The organism is Mycobacterium hubeiense, assembly GCF_002838065.1.
GTDB classification, from domain to species: Bacteria; Actinomycetota; Actinomycetes; order Mycobacteriales; family Mycobacteriaceae; genus Mycobacterium; species Mycobacterium hubeiense.
Window position 1 is genome coordinate 44,613 of sequence record NZ_PIZU01000034.1, and the last position, 13,165, is coordinate 57,777.

General features: G+C 66.6%; 18 protein-coding genes, 4 tRNA genes and 1 pseudogene. 8 read left to right on the forward strand and 15 right to left on the reverse strand.

The window, feature by feature from the left end; genetic code table 11:
* Positions 1-22 precede the first annotated feature (22 nt).
* Positions 23-808, reverse strand: a complete 786-nt coding sequence (locus CWS39_RS21775) for a pyrimidine reductase family protein (RefSeq protein WP_102144987.1) — start codon at positions 806-808, stop codon at positions 23-25.
* A 34-nt stretch (positions 809-842) separates the two neighbouring features.
* On the opposite strand from CWS39_RS21775, the gene zapE reads away from it, so the two are divergent.
* Positions 843-1,880: a cell division protein ZapE gene (gene zapE / locus CWS39_RS21780; RefSeq protein ID WP_102144988.1), complete on the forward strand. Its 1,038-nt coding sequence runs from the start codon at positions 843-845 to the stop codon at positions 1,878-1,880.
* On the opposite strand, the gene CWS39_RS29725 is transcribed toward zapE, so the two are convergent.
* The 6 genes from CWS39_RS29725 to CWS39_RS21805 form a co-directional block, all read right to left on the reverse strand.
* Positions 1,856-2,395: a GNAT family N-acetyltransferase gene (locus CWS39_RS29725; protein WP_233213618.1), complete on the reverse strand. Its 540-nt coding sequence runs from the start codon at positions 2,393-2,395 to the stop codon at positions 1,856-1,858. The genes zapE and CWS39_RS29725 overlap by 25 nt on opposite strands.
* Positions 2,383-2,874 (reverse strand): hypothetical protein, encoded by a 492-nt coding sequence (locus CWS39_RS29730; protein WP_233213619.1) that lies wholly within the window; start codon positions 2,872-2,874, stop codon positions 2,383-2,385. Before CWS39_RS29730 ends, CWS39_RS29725 begins: the two co-directional genes overlap by 13 nt.
* A gap of 120 nt (positions 2,875-2,994) precedes the next feature.
* Complete coding sequence (locus CWS39_RS21790) at positions 2,995-3,420, reverse strand: PPOX class F420-dependent oxidoreductase (protein ID WP_102145010.1); 426 nt, start codon at positions 3,418-3,420, stop codon at positions 2,995-2,997.
* Positions 3,421-3,459: 39 nt separating this feature from the next.
* Positions 3,460-4,047, reverse strand: a complete 588-nt coding sequence (locus CWS39_RS21795) for a methylated-DNA--[protein]-cysteine S-methyltransferase (protein ID WP_102144990.1) — start codon at positions 4,045-4,047, stop codon at positions 3,460-3,462.
* Positions 4,044-4,520 (reverse strand): RNA polymerase sigma factor, encoded by a 477-nt coding sequence (locus CWS39_RS21800; RefSeq protein ID WP_102144991.1) that lies wholly within the window; start codon positions 4,518-4,520, stop codon positions 4,044-4,046. Before CWS39_RS21800 ends, CWS39_RS21795 begins: the two co-directional genes overlap by 4 nt.
* A 41-nt stretch (positions 4,521-4,561) precedes the next feature.
* Positions 4,562-5,284 carry a Clp protease N-terminal domain-containing protein gene (locus CWS39_RS21805; RefSeq protein WP_102144992.1) on the reverse strand — a complete coding sequence of 241 codons (723 nt, stop codon included), beginning with the start codon at positions 5,282-5,284 and terminating at the stop codon, positions 4,562-4,564.
* A gap of 165 nt (positions 5,285-5,449) precedes the next feature.
* Here CWS39_RS21805 and CWS39_RS21810 point away from each other — a divergent pair, with 165 nt between their 5' ends.
* The 4 genes from CWS39_RS21810 to CWS39_RS21825 all read left to right on the forward strand — a co-directional run bounded on the left by CWS39_RS21810 (position 5,450) and on the right by CWS39_RS21825 (position 7,315).
* Complete coding sequence (locus CWS39_RS21810) at positions 5,450-5,734, forward strand: AbrB/MazE/SpoVT family DNA-binding domain-containing protein (protein ID WP_102144993.1); 285 nt, start codon at positions 5,450-5,452, stop codon at positions 5,732-5,734.
* Complete coding sequence (locus CWS39_RS21815) at positions 5,727-6,182, forward strand: hypothetical protein (RefSeq protein ID WP_102144994.1); 456 nt, start codon at positions 5,727-5,729, stop codon at positions 6,180-6,182. The genes CWS39_RS21810 and CWS39_RS21815 overlap by 8 nt, the downstream gene beginning before the upstream one ends.
* Positions 6,183-6,282: 100 nt before the next feature.
* Complete coding sequence (locus CWS39_RS21820; protein ID WP_102145011.1) at positions 6,283-6,645, forward strand: helix-turn-helix domain-containing protein; 363 nt, start codon at positions 6,283-6,285, stop codon at positions 6,643-6,645.
* A 4-nt stretch (positions 6,646-6,649) separates the two neighbouring features.
* Entirely contained in the window at positions 6,650-7,315 is a 666-nt protein-coding gene (locus CWS39_RS21825; protein ID WP_102144995.1) for an NAD(P)H-binding protein, read from the forward strand.
* Positions 7,316-7,377: 62 nt separating this feature from the next.
* Here CWS39_RS21825 and CWS39_RS21830 read toward each other — a convergent pair whose 3' ends face one another.
* A complete protein-coding gene (locus CWS39_RS21830) occupies positions 7,378-8,058 on the reverse strand; it encodes a FadR/GntR family transcriptional regulator (RefSeq protein WP_102144996.1) in 681 nt (226 codons plus the stop codon).
* A 114-nt stretch (positions 8,059-8,172) separates the two neighbouring features.
* On the opposite strand from CWS39_RS21830, the gene CWS39_RS21835 reads away from it, so the two are divergent.
* Positions 8,173-9,351 carry a CynX/NimT family MFS transporter gene (locus CWS39_RS21835; RefSeq protein ID WP_102145012.1) on the forward strand — a complete coding sequence of 393 codons (1,179 nt, stop codon included), beginning with the start codon at positions 8,173-8,175 and terminating at the stop codon, positions 9,349-9,351.
* Positions 9,352-9,452: 101 nt separating this feature from the next.
* The gene (locus tag CWS39_RS21840) at positions 9,453-9,785 is read left to right on the forward strand and encodes a hypothetical protein (RefSeq protein ID WP_102144997.1); all 333 of its coding nucleotides are present in this window, start codon (positions 9,453-9,455) and stop codon (positions 9,783-9,785) included.
* 167 nt (positions 9,786-9,952) lie between these two features.
* Here CWS39_RS21840 and CWS39_RS29735 read toward each other — a convergent pair whose 3' ends face one another.
* The 4 genes from CWS39_RS29735 to CWS39_RS21860 form a co-directional block, all read right to left on the reverse strand.
* The gene (locus CWS39_RS29735; protein ID WP_233213620.1) at positions 9,953-10,201 is read right to left on the reverse strand and encodes a hypothetical protein; all 249 of its coding nucleotides are present in this window, start codon (positions 10,199-10,201) and stop codon (positions 9,953-9,955) included.
* A gap of 339 nt (positions 10,202-10,540) precedes the next feature.
* Positions 10,541-10,615 (reverse strand) — tRNA-Val (locus CWS39_RS21850).
* Positions 10,616-10,631: 16 nt separating this feature from the next.
* Positions 10,632-10,702: transfer RNA gene (locus CWS39_RS21855), tRNA-Cys, on the reverse strand.
* A 27-nt stretch (positions 10,703-10,729) separates the two neighbouring features.
* Positions 10,730-10,802 (reverse strand) — tRNA-Gly (locus CWS39_RS21860).
* A gap of 180 nt (positions 10,803-10,982) precedes the next feature.
* Between CWS39_RS21860 and CWS39_RS21865 the strand changes: the two genes are divergently transcribed.
* Positions 10,983-11,057: transfer RNA gene (locus CWS39_RS21865), tRNA-Val, on the forward strand.
* 23 nt (positions 11,058-11,080) lie between these two features.
* On the opposite strand, the gene CWS39_RS21870 is transcribed toward CWS39_RS21865, so the two are convergent.
* From CWS39_RS21870 to CWS39_RS21885, 3 genes and pseudogenes are all read right to left on the reverse strand, one after another.
* Positions 11,081-12,250: a tyrosine-type recombinase/integrase gene (locus CWS39_RS21870; RefSeq protein ID WP_102144998.1), complete on the reverse strand. Its 1,170-nt coding sequence runs from the start codon at positions 12,248-12,250 to the stop codon at positions 11,081-11,083.
* Entirely contained in the window at positions 12,250-12,486 is a 237-nt protein-coding gene (locus CWS39_RS21875) for a helix-turn-helix domain-containing protein (RefSeq protein ID WP_102144999.1), read from the reverse strand. The genes CWS39_RS21870 and CWS39_RS21875 overlap by 1 nt, the downstream gene beginning before the upstream one ends.
* 358 nt (positions 12,487-12,844) lie before the next feature.
* Positions 12,845-13,165, reverse strand: a pseudogene (locus CWS39_RS21885) (hypothetical protein); the annotation flags it as partial.

Here is a 13,165-nt window from a genome sequence, read left to right on the forward strand (position 1 = left end):
GACCACAGTAGCGATTGCGCGACTACTGCCCTCGGACGTAACGGGTGTAGAGGTAACCCTCGTCGTCGGTGAGCAGATGGGAGCGCCGCAAGCGGGTGTGCACCTGACCGGGTCCGGTTGCGATGCGCCGGGCCACGCCGCCGACCAGGATGGGCGCGATCGTCAGGCACAGCTCGTCGAGCAGGTCGCTTTCGATCAGCAGGCTGAGGAACTGGGGGCCACCCTCGGTGAGCACCCGCAGCAGTTTGCGCTCGGCGAGGATCTTCAACACGGTCGCGGGGTCGACGCTGCCGCCGTCGCGCCCGGAGGCGTCGATCACCTCGGCGGCCGAGCCCAGCCGCCGGCGGGCGCCGTCGACGGTGTGCGTGCAGGTCAGGATCAGCGGCGGGACTTCGGTGCGGGTGAACAGCTTGGCGTTGACGTCGAGGTCGGCGGATTGCGTGATGACCGCAATCGGCGGGACCTCGGCCTGGCCGCGACGCTGCCGGGCCTGCCGTTGCGCCACGGACAGTTGTGCGCCCGAGTAGTTCTCGATGCGCACGGTCGCGGCGCCGACGAGGATCACGTCGGCCTGGTCACGCATCAACGCGAACAGGGCGCGGTCTCCTGGCCCCGCGAGACCGCCGGCCTTGCCGTCTTCGGTCGCGCCGCCGTCGAGGCTGGCGATCATGTTGCCGCGCACCCAACAGGTCTGCAGGTCCTGCGGGTAGGAGTAGAGCTCGGCCAGCCGGCCGTCGTCGTCGCCGAAGTCGACGGTGTCGATCGCGCCCAGCATTGTGAGCTGTGTCCCAGCGGCCTGATCGGGCATAGGGACGATTTGAGCACGCCGCTACGCTGCCTGCATGCACGGGTCCAGCGGCGTCGGCCATCTTGTCGATCGGCACCCCACTGTGACGCCGGAGCGGCTGATCGAACAGCTCGTGCCACCGCCCACATTCGCCGACGTCAGCTTCGAGAGCTACAAGCCCGATCCGGCCGAGCCGACGCAAGCCGCGGCCGTGCAGTCGTGCCTGCAGTTCTGCGAGCAGGCGGTTACCCGGCGCGCCGGCAAGAAGAAGCTGTTCGGCAAGCGTGAGGTGCTGCAGGGTGTCGGGCTGTATCTCGACGGCGGATTCGGGGTGGGCAAGACGCACCTGCTGGCGTCGTCGTATTACCGGCTACCCGAACCGAAAGCGTTCGCGACCTTCGGCGAGCTCACCCAGCTGGCCGGGGTGTTCGGCTTCGTCGAATGCATCGATCTGCTCGGCGATTACACGGTGGTGTGCATCGACGAGTTCGAGCTCGACGACCCGGGCAACACCACGCTGATCTCGCGGATGCTCTCCGAACTCGTCGAACGCGGAGTCTCGATCGCGGCCACCTCGAACACCCTGCCCGAGCAGCTAGGCGAGGGCCGCTTCGCCGTGCAGGATTTTCTGCGCGAAATCCACACGCTGGCAAGGATTTTCACCAGCGTGCGAATCGATGGCCCCGATTACCGGCATCGCGACCTGCCGCCGGCCCCGGACCCGCCGACCGACGCCGAGGTGAGTGCGCGGGCCGAGGGCGTCGAGGGTGCGACGCTGGACGACTTCGACGCGCTGTGCGCACATCTGGCGTCGATGCACCCGTCGCGATACCTGACGCTGATCGAAGGGGTGAAGGCGGTGTTCATCACCGGCCTGCACCAGATCGACGACCAGGCCGTCGCGCTGCGGTTGGTGTCGCTGACCGATCGGCTCTACGACGCGGGCATCCCGGTGCTGGCGTCGGGCGCCAAGGTAGACACCATCTTCAGCGACGAGATGCTGGCCGGCGGCTTCCGCAAGAAATACCTGCGGGCGACGTCTCGGCTGCTGGCGCTGACGGCGGCCGCTCAGACCGGGCGTACCATCACGTAGTCGTTTTCGGTGCCCGCGCCGAGGCGAAAGCTCTTGGCGCCGCTCACGGTGAAGCCGTGCTTGGCGTAAAACCGTTGGGCGCGTTGATTTTCCTGGTTGACACCCAGCCAGACGCATTTGGCGTGGCGGGTTTCGGCGTGTTTGAGCGCAGCGTTCATCAGCGCGGCGGAGACGCCGGCGCCGTGGCAGTCGGGGAGTACATACATCTTGGACAGCTCGACGGCCGGGCGCAGCGTGACGGCGCGCTGAACGTCGTCATCATCGTCGGGCACGCCGTGAATCAGCATGACGTAACCCACGATTCGCGCCTCTTCGCGGGCGACGAGCACCGCACGGTCGGGGTCGGCGAGGTAGTCGCCGAACCGCTCCTGCGAGAGGTTCTCGTCGATGAACGCGGCGATGTTCTCTGGGGTGGCCGACGGCGGACACGCCAGCGGAAAGGTGCGACGGGCCACGTCGGCGAGTTCGGGGAGATCGGGGACGGTGGCCGTGCAGACCTGGACTACAGGTTCCACTGCGCGAGGTGTTGACCGCTCGATTTGTCGAGCAGCACCACGTTGGACACCAGATCGCGGTAGCAGTCCCACCAGACGCCGCCGCTGACCGTCGAACCGGCGGGCGCGTTCAACAGTGCGCGGCGCAGGTCGTCGGGCGCATCGGAGTTGCGCGGCTCGTAGGCGTCGGCGGTCGGAGTGACGCCGCGGAAGTTGAACAGCACCGACAAGATGTAGGGGCTGGGCACCTCGATCGGATGCACCGTCACGTTGGCCCGCCACACCTGGTGCCGCGGCGGGCGCGGGGGATAGCCGAAACCCGGCGGGATCGGTGACGGCTCCACGCTGGTGACGGTGACGTCGGCGACGACGCCCTTGTACTCCACGCGCAGCGTCTCGCCGAGCCGGCCGATCGGCGTGCTCGCGGCCGTGGCGGGCGCAGCCGCGAAACCGGCAGCGGTCATCAGCGAGACGGCTAGTAGCACGATCCAGCGACGCATGTATCCCTCCTCGGTGCCCTCGCATCTTGGCACACCGCCCTCACCGCCGCGTCGACTCTGCGGCTATGGCGCGGGCTTCTCGAACTTCTACGCCATGGCTGCAGAATCAACGAGCTACAGTCAGGCGGCCCACGGGCCGACGCCGCCGACCTTGTCGATCCTGACGCGGGTGAGGTATCCCGGCGGTGCATCCTTCGGCGGGAACTGCGCATCCGGATTCGCCAGCGTCTGGGCGAGTGTTTTCAGCAGCGCGGGCGCGCCGCCCTCGATGACTCGGGCTGTTCCGTTGATCGCCAGGTAGGGCCGCATCACCTGGCCCGGTCCCTCAGGCGACACGATTGTCAGCGCGACCCGTGGATCGCGGCGGACGTTGCGGACCTTCTTGTGCTCGGCGAGGTGGGCAATGACGAGTTCGTCGCCGTCGGGATTGGACTGCAATGCGACCCAGACCAGCGTGACGTGTGGACTGCCGTCGGGATTGAGAGTCACCAGCGTGGCGTCGGCGCCGGCTCCGATGAGCTCGCGCGCGGCGTCGTTGAGTTTCATGCTCATTCTCTACCGCCGGGCGCACGTATTCATTCCCGCTCAGGCGGCCTCGAGGTCGAGCAGTGCGGTTTTGGCTGCCGGGCCGCCGACGTACTGTCCCGGCGACCCGTCGGAGCGGACTACGCGGTGGCACGGGATGACGACGGGCAGCGGATTGTGCGCGCAGGCGGTGCCGACCGCCCGCACGGCCCGCGGGTTGCCGACGGCCGCCGCGACCGCGGCGTAGCTTTCCCGTTGGCCGTATCCGATCGCGGTCAGATGTTCGATGACGTTGCGGCGGAAGCCCTTTGCCAGACGCAGATCGACCGGCACGTCAAATGTGGTGCGGCGCTTGGCGAAATACTCGTCGATCTGGCGCATCACCGTGTCGAGCCGCGCCGGGGCCTGCAGTATGCGCGGGCTGACGGACTCGGCGAGGCCGGCGAGGACCGCGGCGTGGTCCTCGATGTCGTAGGCCACGCGCAGCAGACCGACGGGGGTGGCGGCCAGCAACAGCGTGCCGACGGGGGTGTCGAGGGTGCGGTAGGCGACGTCGAGCAGGCCGTGGGTGTCGGCGTCGCGTTCGAGACGGCGATGCAGCCTCGCGAGTGTGTCGGCGTCGGCTGCGGGAAACAGGTTGGTGCTCATGCTGATTCATCTTTCGGGTAGAGCTTGCGCAGGGCCTTGATGCCGTCGGCAGCAGCGCGCCGGGCGGCGTCGGGGGAGTTACCGAGAAGTTCGGCGATCTCGGCGTAGGGCAGGCCGGCGATGTGGTGATACGCCACCGCCTGGCGTTGTTTGGTGGGCAGCAGTTGCAGCGCTGCCCAGACGTCGCGGTCTCGAGCCGCGGGGTCGGCGCGGCTGTCCGGGCGGTCGGGGAGAGTGTCGACAGGGACGGGTCGTCGAGATCTGGCACGACCGACGTCGAGGGCGCGGCGGTGCGCGATGGTCACCAGCCACGCCTCGACGTTGGCGTCGGCGGGCAGCTCGGGATAGGCCCGCAGCGCCGAGAGGAACGTTTCCGACCAGGCGTCCTCGGCGTCGACGGGGCCGACGACCGCGCGGCAGACCCGCAACACGGTCGCGCCGTGCTCGGCCACCACGTCCTCGAAGGGTCGCATCCTCACATCATGTAGACGGCGCGGCGGCTGTGAATGTGAGATCAGCCTTTGGTGAAGGGTTCCAGCGCCGCGGCAAGTTCGCTTTCGAAGCGCTCCCCGTCGATACCGAGACGGTGCAGCGGGCCGTCGTCGCCCTCGGTTTCGAGGAGGGCGAGCAGGATGTGCTCAGTACCGATGTAGTTGTGGCCCAGTCGAAGTGCCTGGCGGAACGTCTCCTCCAACGCCAACTTGGCGTCGTCGTCGAACGGGATCAGCGCCGGCACCTTGTCGACCCGCGGCGGCAGTGTGACGACCTTGCCGACCGCGTCGGCGTCCACGCCCTGGTTGGCCAGCAGCTTGGCGGCGAGTCCGTCGGGGTCGGCGAAGAGTCCGAGCAGCAGGTGGGCGGTCGTGATCCGGTCGTTGCCAGCCTCGTTCGCGGTGTTCTGCGCGACGACGACGACGTTGCGGGCGCGCGGCGTGAATCGGCCGAATCCGGCGCTGGGATCAAGGGCCGCATCGACTTTCGGCACGAAGCGCTTCTGCGCGGCCTGCTTGGTGACGCCCATGCACTTGCCGATCTCGGTCCACGACGCGCCAGAGCGGCGGGCCTGGTCGACGAAGTGACCGATGAGGGTGTCGGCCACCTCGCCGAGGGCATCGGCGGCGATCACGGCATCGGTCAATTGGTCGAGCGGTTCGGTGTGGGCGGTCTTGATCGCGTCGATGAGGTCATCGAGGCGGACGGGGTTGGCGATCTTGGCGGGCGCGGGCTCAGAAGTCATAGCGTCAACTCTAGGTTGACGATTGCGGTGCGTCAACGTCGGGTTGACGCGTGTGTGCTCGTTCGAGTGTGCGGTGTGTCACGCCTCCCGTTACCAGTTCAAGCGAGGACATCTACATGTCATATCATGTATTACATGTATTCATGAAAGGGTGGTGAACTGTCGATGGCCAAGGAAGAAGCGACCTCCTACGGCCCACGAGGACGCGGGTTCTACGGGGCGGTGACCGTCAGCGAGCGCGGGCAGATCGCGATTCCGGCCCAAGCGCGTCGCGATCACGGCATTTCGCCCGGCGACAAATTGCTGGTACTCGGCGATCCCGAACAGGGTCTGGCGCTGATGAAACTCGAAGTGCTGCTGCGGAATCTGAAGGGGTCTTCGGAACTTCTCCAACAGATCCTCAACCATTCGGGAAGCGACGAGACCGGAGAAAAGGCCGACGATGCGTGACACCACACCACCCGCGACGCGGCGCTCGGCGCCCTGGCATCTCTGGGTCGTCGGCGCCCTGTTCGTTCTGCTGAATTGCGGTGGCGTCTATGACTTCGTCATGGCGCTCAGCGAGAACGCCGATTACTTCCGGTCGCAGTACTACAACAGCGAGCAGATCCAGTACTTCACCGACTATCCGCTCATCCCGGCGATCTTCTGGGCTGTCGGCGTCTGGGGCGGATTGCTCGCGGCGATCCTGCTGCTACTGCGCTCTCGGTGGGCGCTGCCGGTCGCGGCCGCAGGGCTGGCGGGTCAGGTGTTTCTCGATATTCTCACCTTCGGTTTCCGCGACCGTTGGCAGGTCCTCGGTCCGCGCCTTGCCCTTTTCGATCTCGGAGTACTCCTACTGACTGCCGTGTTCGTGATCTACTGCCGGAGCCTGTCGTCGCGAGGAGTCCTGCGCTGAGGGTGGGGCGGTCATGCACTCCAATGCGATCGGTCATGCCGCCGATCGTGTCACGTGCAAAGTGTTTTCGGGCTTGCGCGGCGGGGTATCTCGACGCCGGATGACAAATCGCGCGGTCTCGGATTCAGGCGACGGGCAGCCGCCGGTGCTGCGGCGCGCATTGGCCCTCATTCACGACAAGGCCGATGCCGAGATCGGTTTGTGCGACATCGCCGCGGCGGCCGGGGTGACCCCGCGGGCCGTCCAGTACATGTTTCGACGGCACCTGGGCATGACCCCGCTGGAGTACTTGAAGCGGGTGCGGCTGGACCGCGTGCACCGCGATCTGCAGGCCGCCGATCCGTCGGTCGATACCGTCAGCGCCATCGCGGGGCGCTGGGGCTTTACCCATGCGGGCCGGTTCAGCGTGGCGTACAGGCAGGCGTTCGGCACGGCGCCGAGCGCGACGTTGCGCCAGTATTGACGCCATGCGTGTGGTGATCGCGGGTGGGCACGGCAAGATCGCGTTGATTCTGGAGCGGCTGCTCGCCGAGCGCGGTGACAGCGCCGTCGGCTTGATCCGAAATCCCGATCACGTCGCCGATGTGGGTGCCGCGGGCGCCGAGCCCGTCGTCGTCGATCTGGAGAAGGCGACCGTGGCGGAGGTCGCGGCGCACGTGCGCGGGGCCGATGCTGTTGTATTCGCCGCCGGAGCCGGGCCCGGCAGCGGCGCGGCGCGCAAAGAGACCGTCGACCGGGATGCTGCGATCCTGCTGGCCGACGCCGCCGAGGCCGCAGGCGTCAGGCGTTATGTGATGATCTCGGCGATGGGCGCCGACGCCGGGGCGCAGGCCGGTGGCGATCCGGTGTTCGTTGCCTACCTGCGCGCCAAAGGCGTTGCCGACGACGCGATCCGGGTTCGCGAGTCGCTTGATGCAACGATCGTGCGGCCGGGGTTGCTGACGAACGAGCCGGGGACCGGTCGCGTGACGATCGCGGATTCCACTGGGCGCGCGAGCATTCCGCGTGCCGATGTCGCAGCGGTGCTGGTGGCCGTGCTGGACACACCGGGAACCGCGGGCCAGACATTCGAGGTGATCTCCGGCGATACGCCGATCGTCGACGCGGTGGCCTCCCGCGTGAACGTGAAGTAGCCGTCCGCGATTTCGGCGTATTTGGTTGCGCTGAGCGCGACTGCGCGCGCCGAAATCACCGTCTAGCAGTCGTGCGCCGGCAGCTTGCCGAGCAGTTCGTCGAGGAATCCGCCGGCCTCGCGCGCAGCGAGCTCGACGTCACCGGCCGCGATCGCGTCCAACAGCCCGCGATGGCGGATCTCTTCGACGGGTTGAGGCTCGGCGCTCGTCGTCGCCACACTGGCCAGGACCATCTCGGTGAGTCCGCGGTAGAGCTCGGTCAGCACCCTGTTGTGCGAGCTGCGCACCACCGCGACGTGGAATTCGGTGTCGGCGCGGGCGAATTCTTCGTGTTGGTTCGCGGCCTGATACGCGTCGCGGCGGTCCAACAGCTCGCGCAGTTCGGCGAGATCCCGCTCGGTGCGGGCGGTCGCGGCCAGCCGGGCGCCTTCCACCTCGAGGCAGCGCCGGACCTGAAGCACTTCGCGCAGTTCTTCACCGCAGAGTCGACGCAGCGCTCCGGATACCTCGCTGGTAGCTCGGACGTAGGTGCCGTCGCCTTGGCGGACCTCGAGGATGCCGGAGTGGGCCAGCGCGCGGACGGCCTCGCGCACGGTGTTACGGCCGACGCCCAGCGCCTCGACGAGCTCGGGCTCGGTGGGGATTTTGGCGCCGACGGGCCATTCGCCGGCGGCGACGGAGGCTTTGAGCTGCTCGATCACCTGATCGACCAGGCCGGTCCGGCGAGCTGTGGCCAACGGCACAGAGTCCTCCGTTCATCCAATCATGGGATGTATGCCATTCTAGCTTAGGTGACCTGCGATTCCCGCGCTGTCGACCAGTACGAGCACGATCTCGAACTCGAGCTCGACGGTGCAGTGGAGCTGCGTCCCGGCGCTATCGCCGCGGGCGGCGCGCTGCTCACCGTCGCAGTCGTACTGACAGCGCTGAATCTGCGCCCGGCGATCACCAGCGTGGGGCCGTTGCTGGGGGAGATGCGCGGCGCGCTCGGCGCGTCGGCCACTTGGGCCGGCGTGCTGACGACGCTGCCGGGGCTGTGTTTCGCGGCAGCCGGACTGACCGCGCCGTGGCTGGCTCGTCGTTTCGGGTTGGGCCGGGCGATCTCGGTGGCGTTGGTGACGCTGATCGTCGGGCTCGTGGTGCGCGTGTTGGACGGGCCGTTCGTGGTGCTCAGCGGCACGTTGGTCGCGACGGCCGGTATCGCGTTGATCAACGTGCTGATCCCGGTGGTGATCAAGGGGTCGTTTCCTGCGCAGGTCGGTCTGATGACCGGCGTGTACACCGCCGCGCTGCAGGGTGGTGGAGCGCTGGGCTCCGCGGTGACGCCGGTGCTCGACGACGTCTTCGGTGGTTGGCGATCGGCGTTGGGCGGCTGGGCATTGCTGGCGGTGCTGGCGCTGGCGGCGTGGCTGTTGGCCGGCCGCGGGCTGGGTCGTGTGACCGTGGAGACGCCCGCTGCGGGCAAGGGTGGATCGCTGCTGCGCAACCGGCTGGCGTGGACGGTGACGCTGTTCTTCGGCTGCCAGGCATTTCTGGCATATGTCGTAATGGGTTGGCTGCCAGAGGTTTTCATCGACAACGGGGTGAGCAAGGGCAACGCGGGGCTGTTGCTCGGGCTGATCTCGCTGATCGCGGTGCCGATCAGTTTGTTCGTCTCGCCGATGGCCGCGCGCTCGAACAGCCAGAGCGGCTGGATCGTCGGGCTCGGCGTGCTTGGCATCACCGGGGTGGCCGGCCTGCTGATCGATCCGGGTTTCGCGCCTCTGCTGTGGAGCGTGCTGGTTGGCCTCGGCATGAGTGTGTTCTCGTTGGCGCTCACCGTCATTGCGTTGCGGGCACGCAATCCCGAGGACACCGCGCGGCTGTCGGGGATGGCGCAGGGCCTCGGCTATCTGCTGGCCGGCGTCGGCCCGTTCCTGTTCGGCCTGCTGCACGACGTGACGGGCGGTTGGACGCTGCCGTGGGCGATGGTGCTGGGTGTCTATCTGGTGCAGATGGTGATGGGCGCGCTGGCCGGCCGCAACCGTTACGTCTGATCCAAATGCTGCGCAGTTCAAAACTGAGGTAGTGGCTTACCCCAGTGCAGAACGCGTTGCTGCGCGACCCTTTCGTTAGTGCCTCACGAAAGGGGACAACCATGAACCGGTTTTCGGGGCTCGCAATGAGCGTCGTGGTGTCAGGCGGTCTGGGCCTGGCCGTTCTAGGACTGGGTGCGGGTGTTGTGCAGGCGGCGCCGCCGGGCGGCCCGTACACCTGGTGCCCCGGCGACGATCCCGGTGGCGGTCCGGGCGGACCGTTCAATTCCCCGGGCCCGCCGAATTGGGACTGGAATGTGTGCCACACCTGGTACAGCGTCAACTGGGGTCAGGGCAATGTGTCGCCGACCATCTGGGACGGACCGAATCCGCCGCCGGACAACCGTGGCCCGATCCTGGGATGCTCGCTGCTCGACACCAGGGGTTGCTACTAGAGGGCACGTTGTAATTCCTGCCTTCCAGCAGCCTTCCAGCGACTAATCCTGGGCGCCTGGTTTCAAGCATTGATCTTTGTGTCGACATCGGGATTACCTGTGCCCATTCGACTTTGTCGGTGGGGTGCTGCCAACTCTCGGATCGTCGCGACCTCTTTCCCAAAGACCTAGGCGTCGGCCGCGGTCTCGGCTTCGCCGTGGCCGGTGTCGGACCCGCCGGACATCTTGTGCCGACCTCGCTGCTGAGGCCGGCTCGCTGAGGCCGGGTCCGAACCCTCGGCGTGCAGAGCGTCGGCGAGGTCTTGCAGCACCGGACGGAATGCGGTGCTGCCGGTCGCGGCTTCCGCGGCCTGGACGATGAGGTCGAGCGCGGCGACTTCGGGGTCGGCCGGCGGGGAACTGGTGGTAGCTGTCATACGCTGAAGCTAACCGTATGGAACTCGAATTGCCAAGGGCTGCAAGGAGAGTCGAACATATGCCGCGAACAGCGCAAATGCCGAACATCGATATATGTCGGGATCGGCACAAACACCGCCGCCTTTCGGACCTCCCAGAACGCGTCGCTGCTCAACCTCGACGAGCCGGCGGGCGAGCGTGGAACTACCCCCGTCGGCTGCGGCGTCCTACGCGTGTTCACGCGTCACCGGGCGCTGAGCTTCTTGGCGTACGGCCGGCATCCACCTTCGAGTCGATTGGGCACATATCGGGCACAGAAAGAAGAAAGGCCCGGGGCTACCGGGCCTGACCTGCGGTTGTGGTGCGCGATACTGGGATTGAACCAGTGACCTCTTCCGTGTCAGGGAAGCGCTCTCCCGCTGAGCTAATCGCGCCGGGTCGTACCAGTTGAGGTGGAGACGGGAATCGAACCCGTGTGCACGGCTTTGCAGGCCGTTGCCTCACCACTCGGCCACTCCACCGCTGGGGTTGATGCGACTGCACCTTCGAGCGGATGACGGGATTCGAACCCGCGACCCTCACCTTGGCAAGGTGATGCGCTACCAACTGCGCTACATCCGCGCGCCACAGACGACATCGCCGCCCGTCGCGAAGGACGACGATAGTCCACTCAAGCGTAGCCGCACAAATCCCGTTAAGCGGGTGTCGCCGACCCCGGCGTATTCTCGGCCTAGCGCGCTCACGTGCTAGTCTTCGACGTCGTTCGGCACGTTCAATCACGCGCCAACACGGCATATCCCGGGTCTCGTAGCTCAGCGGGAGAGCGTCCGCCTCACGCGCGGAAGGTCACTGGTTCGATCCCAGTCGGGACCACCACGTACTGCCTGCATTGACACGGATTATGCACTCGGTGGTTGGTTTGATTTGTCCGGTTCTTGTCCGGTCTGGGGTGTTTGGATCTCAGTCGCGTGGAGCTGGTCGAGGTTGGTTGCGACCTGGTCGAGTTCGTCGGCGTAGAGGTCGCTGTAGATGTTGGCGGTGACGGTCGGCGTCGAGTGGCCCATGGTCTTCTGCACGTAGCGCAGGTCGGCGCCGGACTTTCTGGCCAGGCTGGCGTAGGTGTGGCGCAAATCGTGGATCGTCAGCGGTGCGAGGTCGGTTTTCTGGAGCGCTTTGTTCCAGTGCGTGTGCCTGCGCCAGTTGTTGGATCGCAGCAATGCTCCGTTGGGTGAGGTGACGGCGGGCTCGTCGGGAGCGCGGCCAGTGATGCGGCGGGTGAAGATGTCGACCACAAGTTGCGGGAGCGGGACGGTTCGGATGCCGGCGCGGGTTTTCGGAGGCCCGATGACGATGCGGCCTTCAACCTCGGGTGCGGCCCGGCGGACGTAGAGGCGGCGGGCGACAAGGTCGATGTCTTTGACGCGCAGGCCGACGAGTTCGGACCAGCGCAGGCCCGTGTAGGCGAGGATGATCACGATGTCACCCTGGTCGCCGCAGGCGGCAGCGAGCCTCTGGACCTCTTGGGTGGTCAGGTAGCGGTGACGTTCCCGCTCAGGAATGCGACCCGCTGAGACGCCGAGGGCCGGGTTGCGGTGGATGCGGCCGTCCTGATGGGCGACGTCGAGGATCGACCGCAGGAGTCGCAGCGTGGACACCTTCGCCCATGGGCCAACCGTCAGGCTGTCAACGAAAGCCTGGATGTCGGCACGGGTGATTTCGTCGACGGGCACGTGACCGAAGCGGGGCGCGATGCGCAGTTCCCAGTGCTGGGTGTATCCGCTCCAGGTCTTCGGCGACACGGCGGGCTTCTTGGAATCGGCGAACTGTGTCCAAATCCGGTTTAGCGGTGTGCGGCCGAGGCGTGGGTCGAATCGACGTGCGCCGAGCGCGGTTTCGTTGTCGCGCTCGGATTTGAACGCTTTCGCTTCGCGCAGGGTTGGGAATGTGGCCGATGTTTCGACCCAGCCTGACGGTGCGTCTGGATCACGGATCAGGTAGCGGACTTGGTAGCGGGGCTGCCCGGCTGCGTTGAGGCGTTTCCGGATGCCGCGTGGGGTGTTGCCGGCCATTATCGACGTACCTGCTTCAGCCAGGCCCGGACTTCCGCGCAGTCCCAGCGGCGTACTCGCTCCGAGAGGGTGTAGCAGGGCGGGCCGATCTGTTCGCCGGTGGTTTCGCGGAGCGCGGCCCAGCGGTTGAGCGTGGCAGCTGAGATGCCGAGCAGGTCTGACACCTGCTCTGCGGTCAGCAGTTCGGGGAACGTGCCAGCGGTGAGGAGAGTCTGCCGGATGCCGTGAGTGGCCATCGTTTTTACCTCGTCGCGGGTGGCTGTGGTCTGGACGGAAGTTCCACGTCGGCGCGGATGGAGTCGAACCAGGCGCGTGTGCGGGGCAATCCGGCGTCGCTGTCGGCTTGCCCTGCGGTGATTCCCCAGAGATCGAATGCCCAACGGTCCATTGCGGATACCGTTGTCTCGCTGCATCGCTGGAGTTCTGCGTCGTCACTCAGGACCAGAGCGGTGCCGAGGACTTCGCCGCTGGACCAAACATGCCGGTACGCGTCCCATCCGTGTCTGAGGACCAGCGTGGCGCGGTGCGTCAGATCGTCTGCGTGTCGAGCCAATCGATCCTGGCTGGGCGGTTCGAAGAGGGGCCAGTCGTCAATCATTGCGTTGTCTCTCCCCTGGAAGAATGTGCTGCGCGCGCGTATCGCTTTGCAGTGGCACGGATTTGGTCATCGGTCCAGTAGTCGGATCGCACTTTGGTCACTTGGCCGTCTTCGGCAACGATGTAGCCGGTGCCGGGCGTATCGGGGCTGATGCGGTGTGCGGGTGCGGTATCGGCCAAGCCGTCGCCGAGGACCATCGTCACCTCGTCGCGGGAACGTAGACGCAGTGCAATGGTCTGAGTGAACAGCCCTCGCATCGGTAGGACTTCTTTGCGCGGATGTTGACCGTCTCTCTGGATGACGACCACGGGTTGGCC

Excerpts from the sequence above, each read along its gene's own strand:
- zapE (WP_102144988.1), top strand. The coding sequence starts at position 843 with ATGCACGGGTCCAGCGGCGTCGGCCATCTTGTCGATCGGCACCCCACT.
- CWS39_RS21805 (WP_102144992.1), bottom strand. The coding sequence starts at position 5,284 with ATGACTTCTGAGCCCGCGCCCGCCAAGATCGCCAACCCCGTCCGCCTC.
- CWS39_RS21820 (WP_102145011.1), top strand. The coding sequence starts at position 6,283 with ATGACAAATCGCGCGGTCTCGGATTCAGGCGACGGGCAGCCGCCGGTG.
- CWS39_RS21870 (WP_102144998.1), bottom strand. The coding sequence starts at position 12,250 with ATGGCCGGCAACACCCCACGCGGCATCCGGAAACGCCTCAACGCAGCC.
- CWS39_RS29735 (WP_233213620.1), bottom strand. The coding sequence starts at position 10,201 with ATGACAGCTACCACCAGTTCCCCGCCGGCCGACCCCGAAGTCGCCGCG.
- CWS39_RS21810 (WP_102144993.1), top strand. The coding sequence starts at position 5,450 with ATGGCCAAGGAAGAAGCGACCTCCTACGGCCCACGAGGACGCGGGTTC.
- CWS39_RS21815 (WP_102144994.1), top strand. The coding sequence starts at position 5,727 with ATGCGTGACACCACACCACCCGCGACGCGGCGCTCGGCGCCCTGGCAT.
- CWS39_RS21775 (WP_102144987.1), bottom strand. The coding sequence starts at position 808 with ATGCCCGATCAGGCCGCTGGGACACAGCTCACAATGCTGGGCGCGATC.
- CWS39_RS21795 (WP_102144990.1), bottom strand. The coding sequence starts at position 4,047 with ATGAGCACCAACCTGTTTCCCGCAGCCGACGCCGACACACTCGCGAGG.
- CWS39_RS21875 (WP_102144999.1), bottom strand. The coding sequence starts at position 12,486 with ATGGCCACTCACGGCATCCGGCAGACTCTCCTCACCGCTGGCACGTTC.
- CWS39_RS21790 (WP_102145010.1), bottom strand. The coding sequence starts at position 3,420 with ATGAAACTCAACGACGCCGCGCGCGAGCTCATCGGAGCCGGCGCCGAC.
- CWS39_RS29730 (WP_233213619.1), bottom strand. The coding sequence starts at position 2,874 with ATGCGTCGCTGGATCGTGCTACTAGCCGTCTCGCTGATGACCGCTGCC.
- CWS39_RS21840 (WP_102144997.1), top strand. The coding sequence starts at position 9,453 with ATGAACCGGTTTTCGGGGCTCGCAATGAGCGTCGTGGTGTCAGGCGGT.
- CWS39_RS21825 (WP_102144995.1), top strand. The coding sequence starts at position 6,650 with ATGCGTGTGGTGATCGCGGGTGGGCACGGCAAGATCGCGTTGATTCTG.
- CWS39_RS21800 (WP_102144991.1), bottom strand. The coding sequence starts at position 4,520 with ATGCGACCCTTCGAGGACGTGGTGGCCGAGCACGGCGCGACCGTGTTG.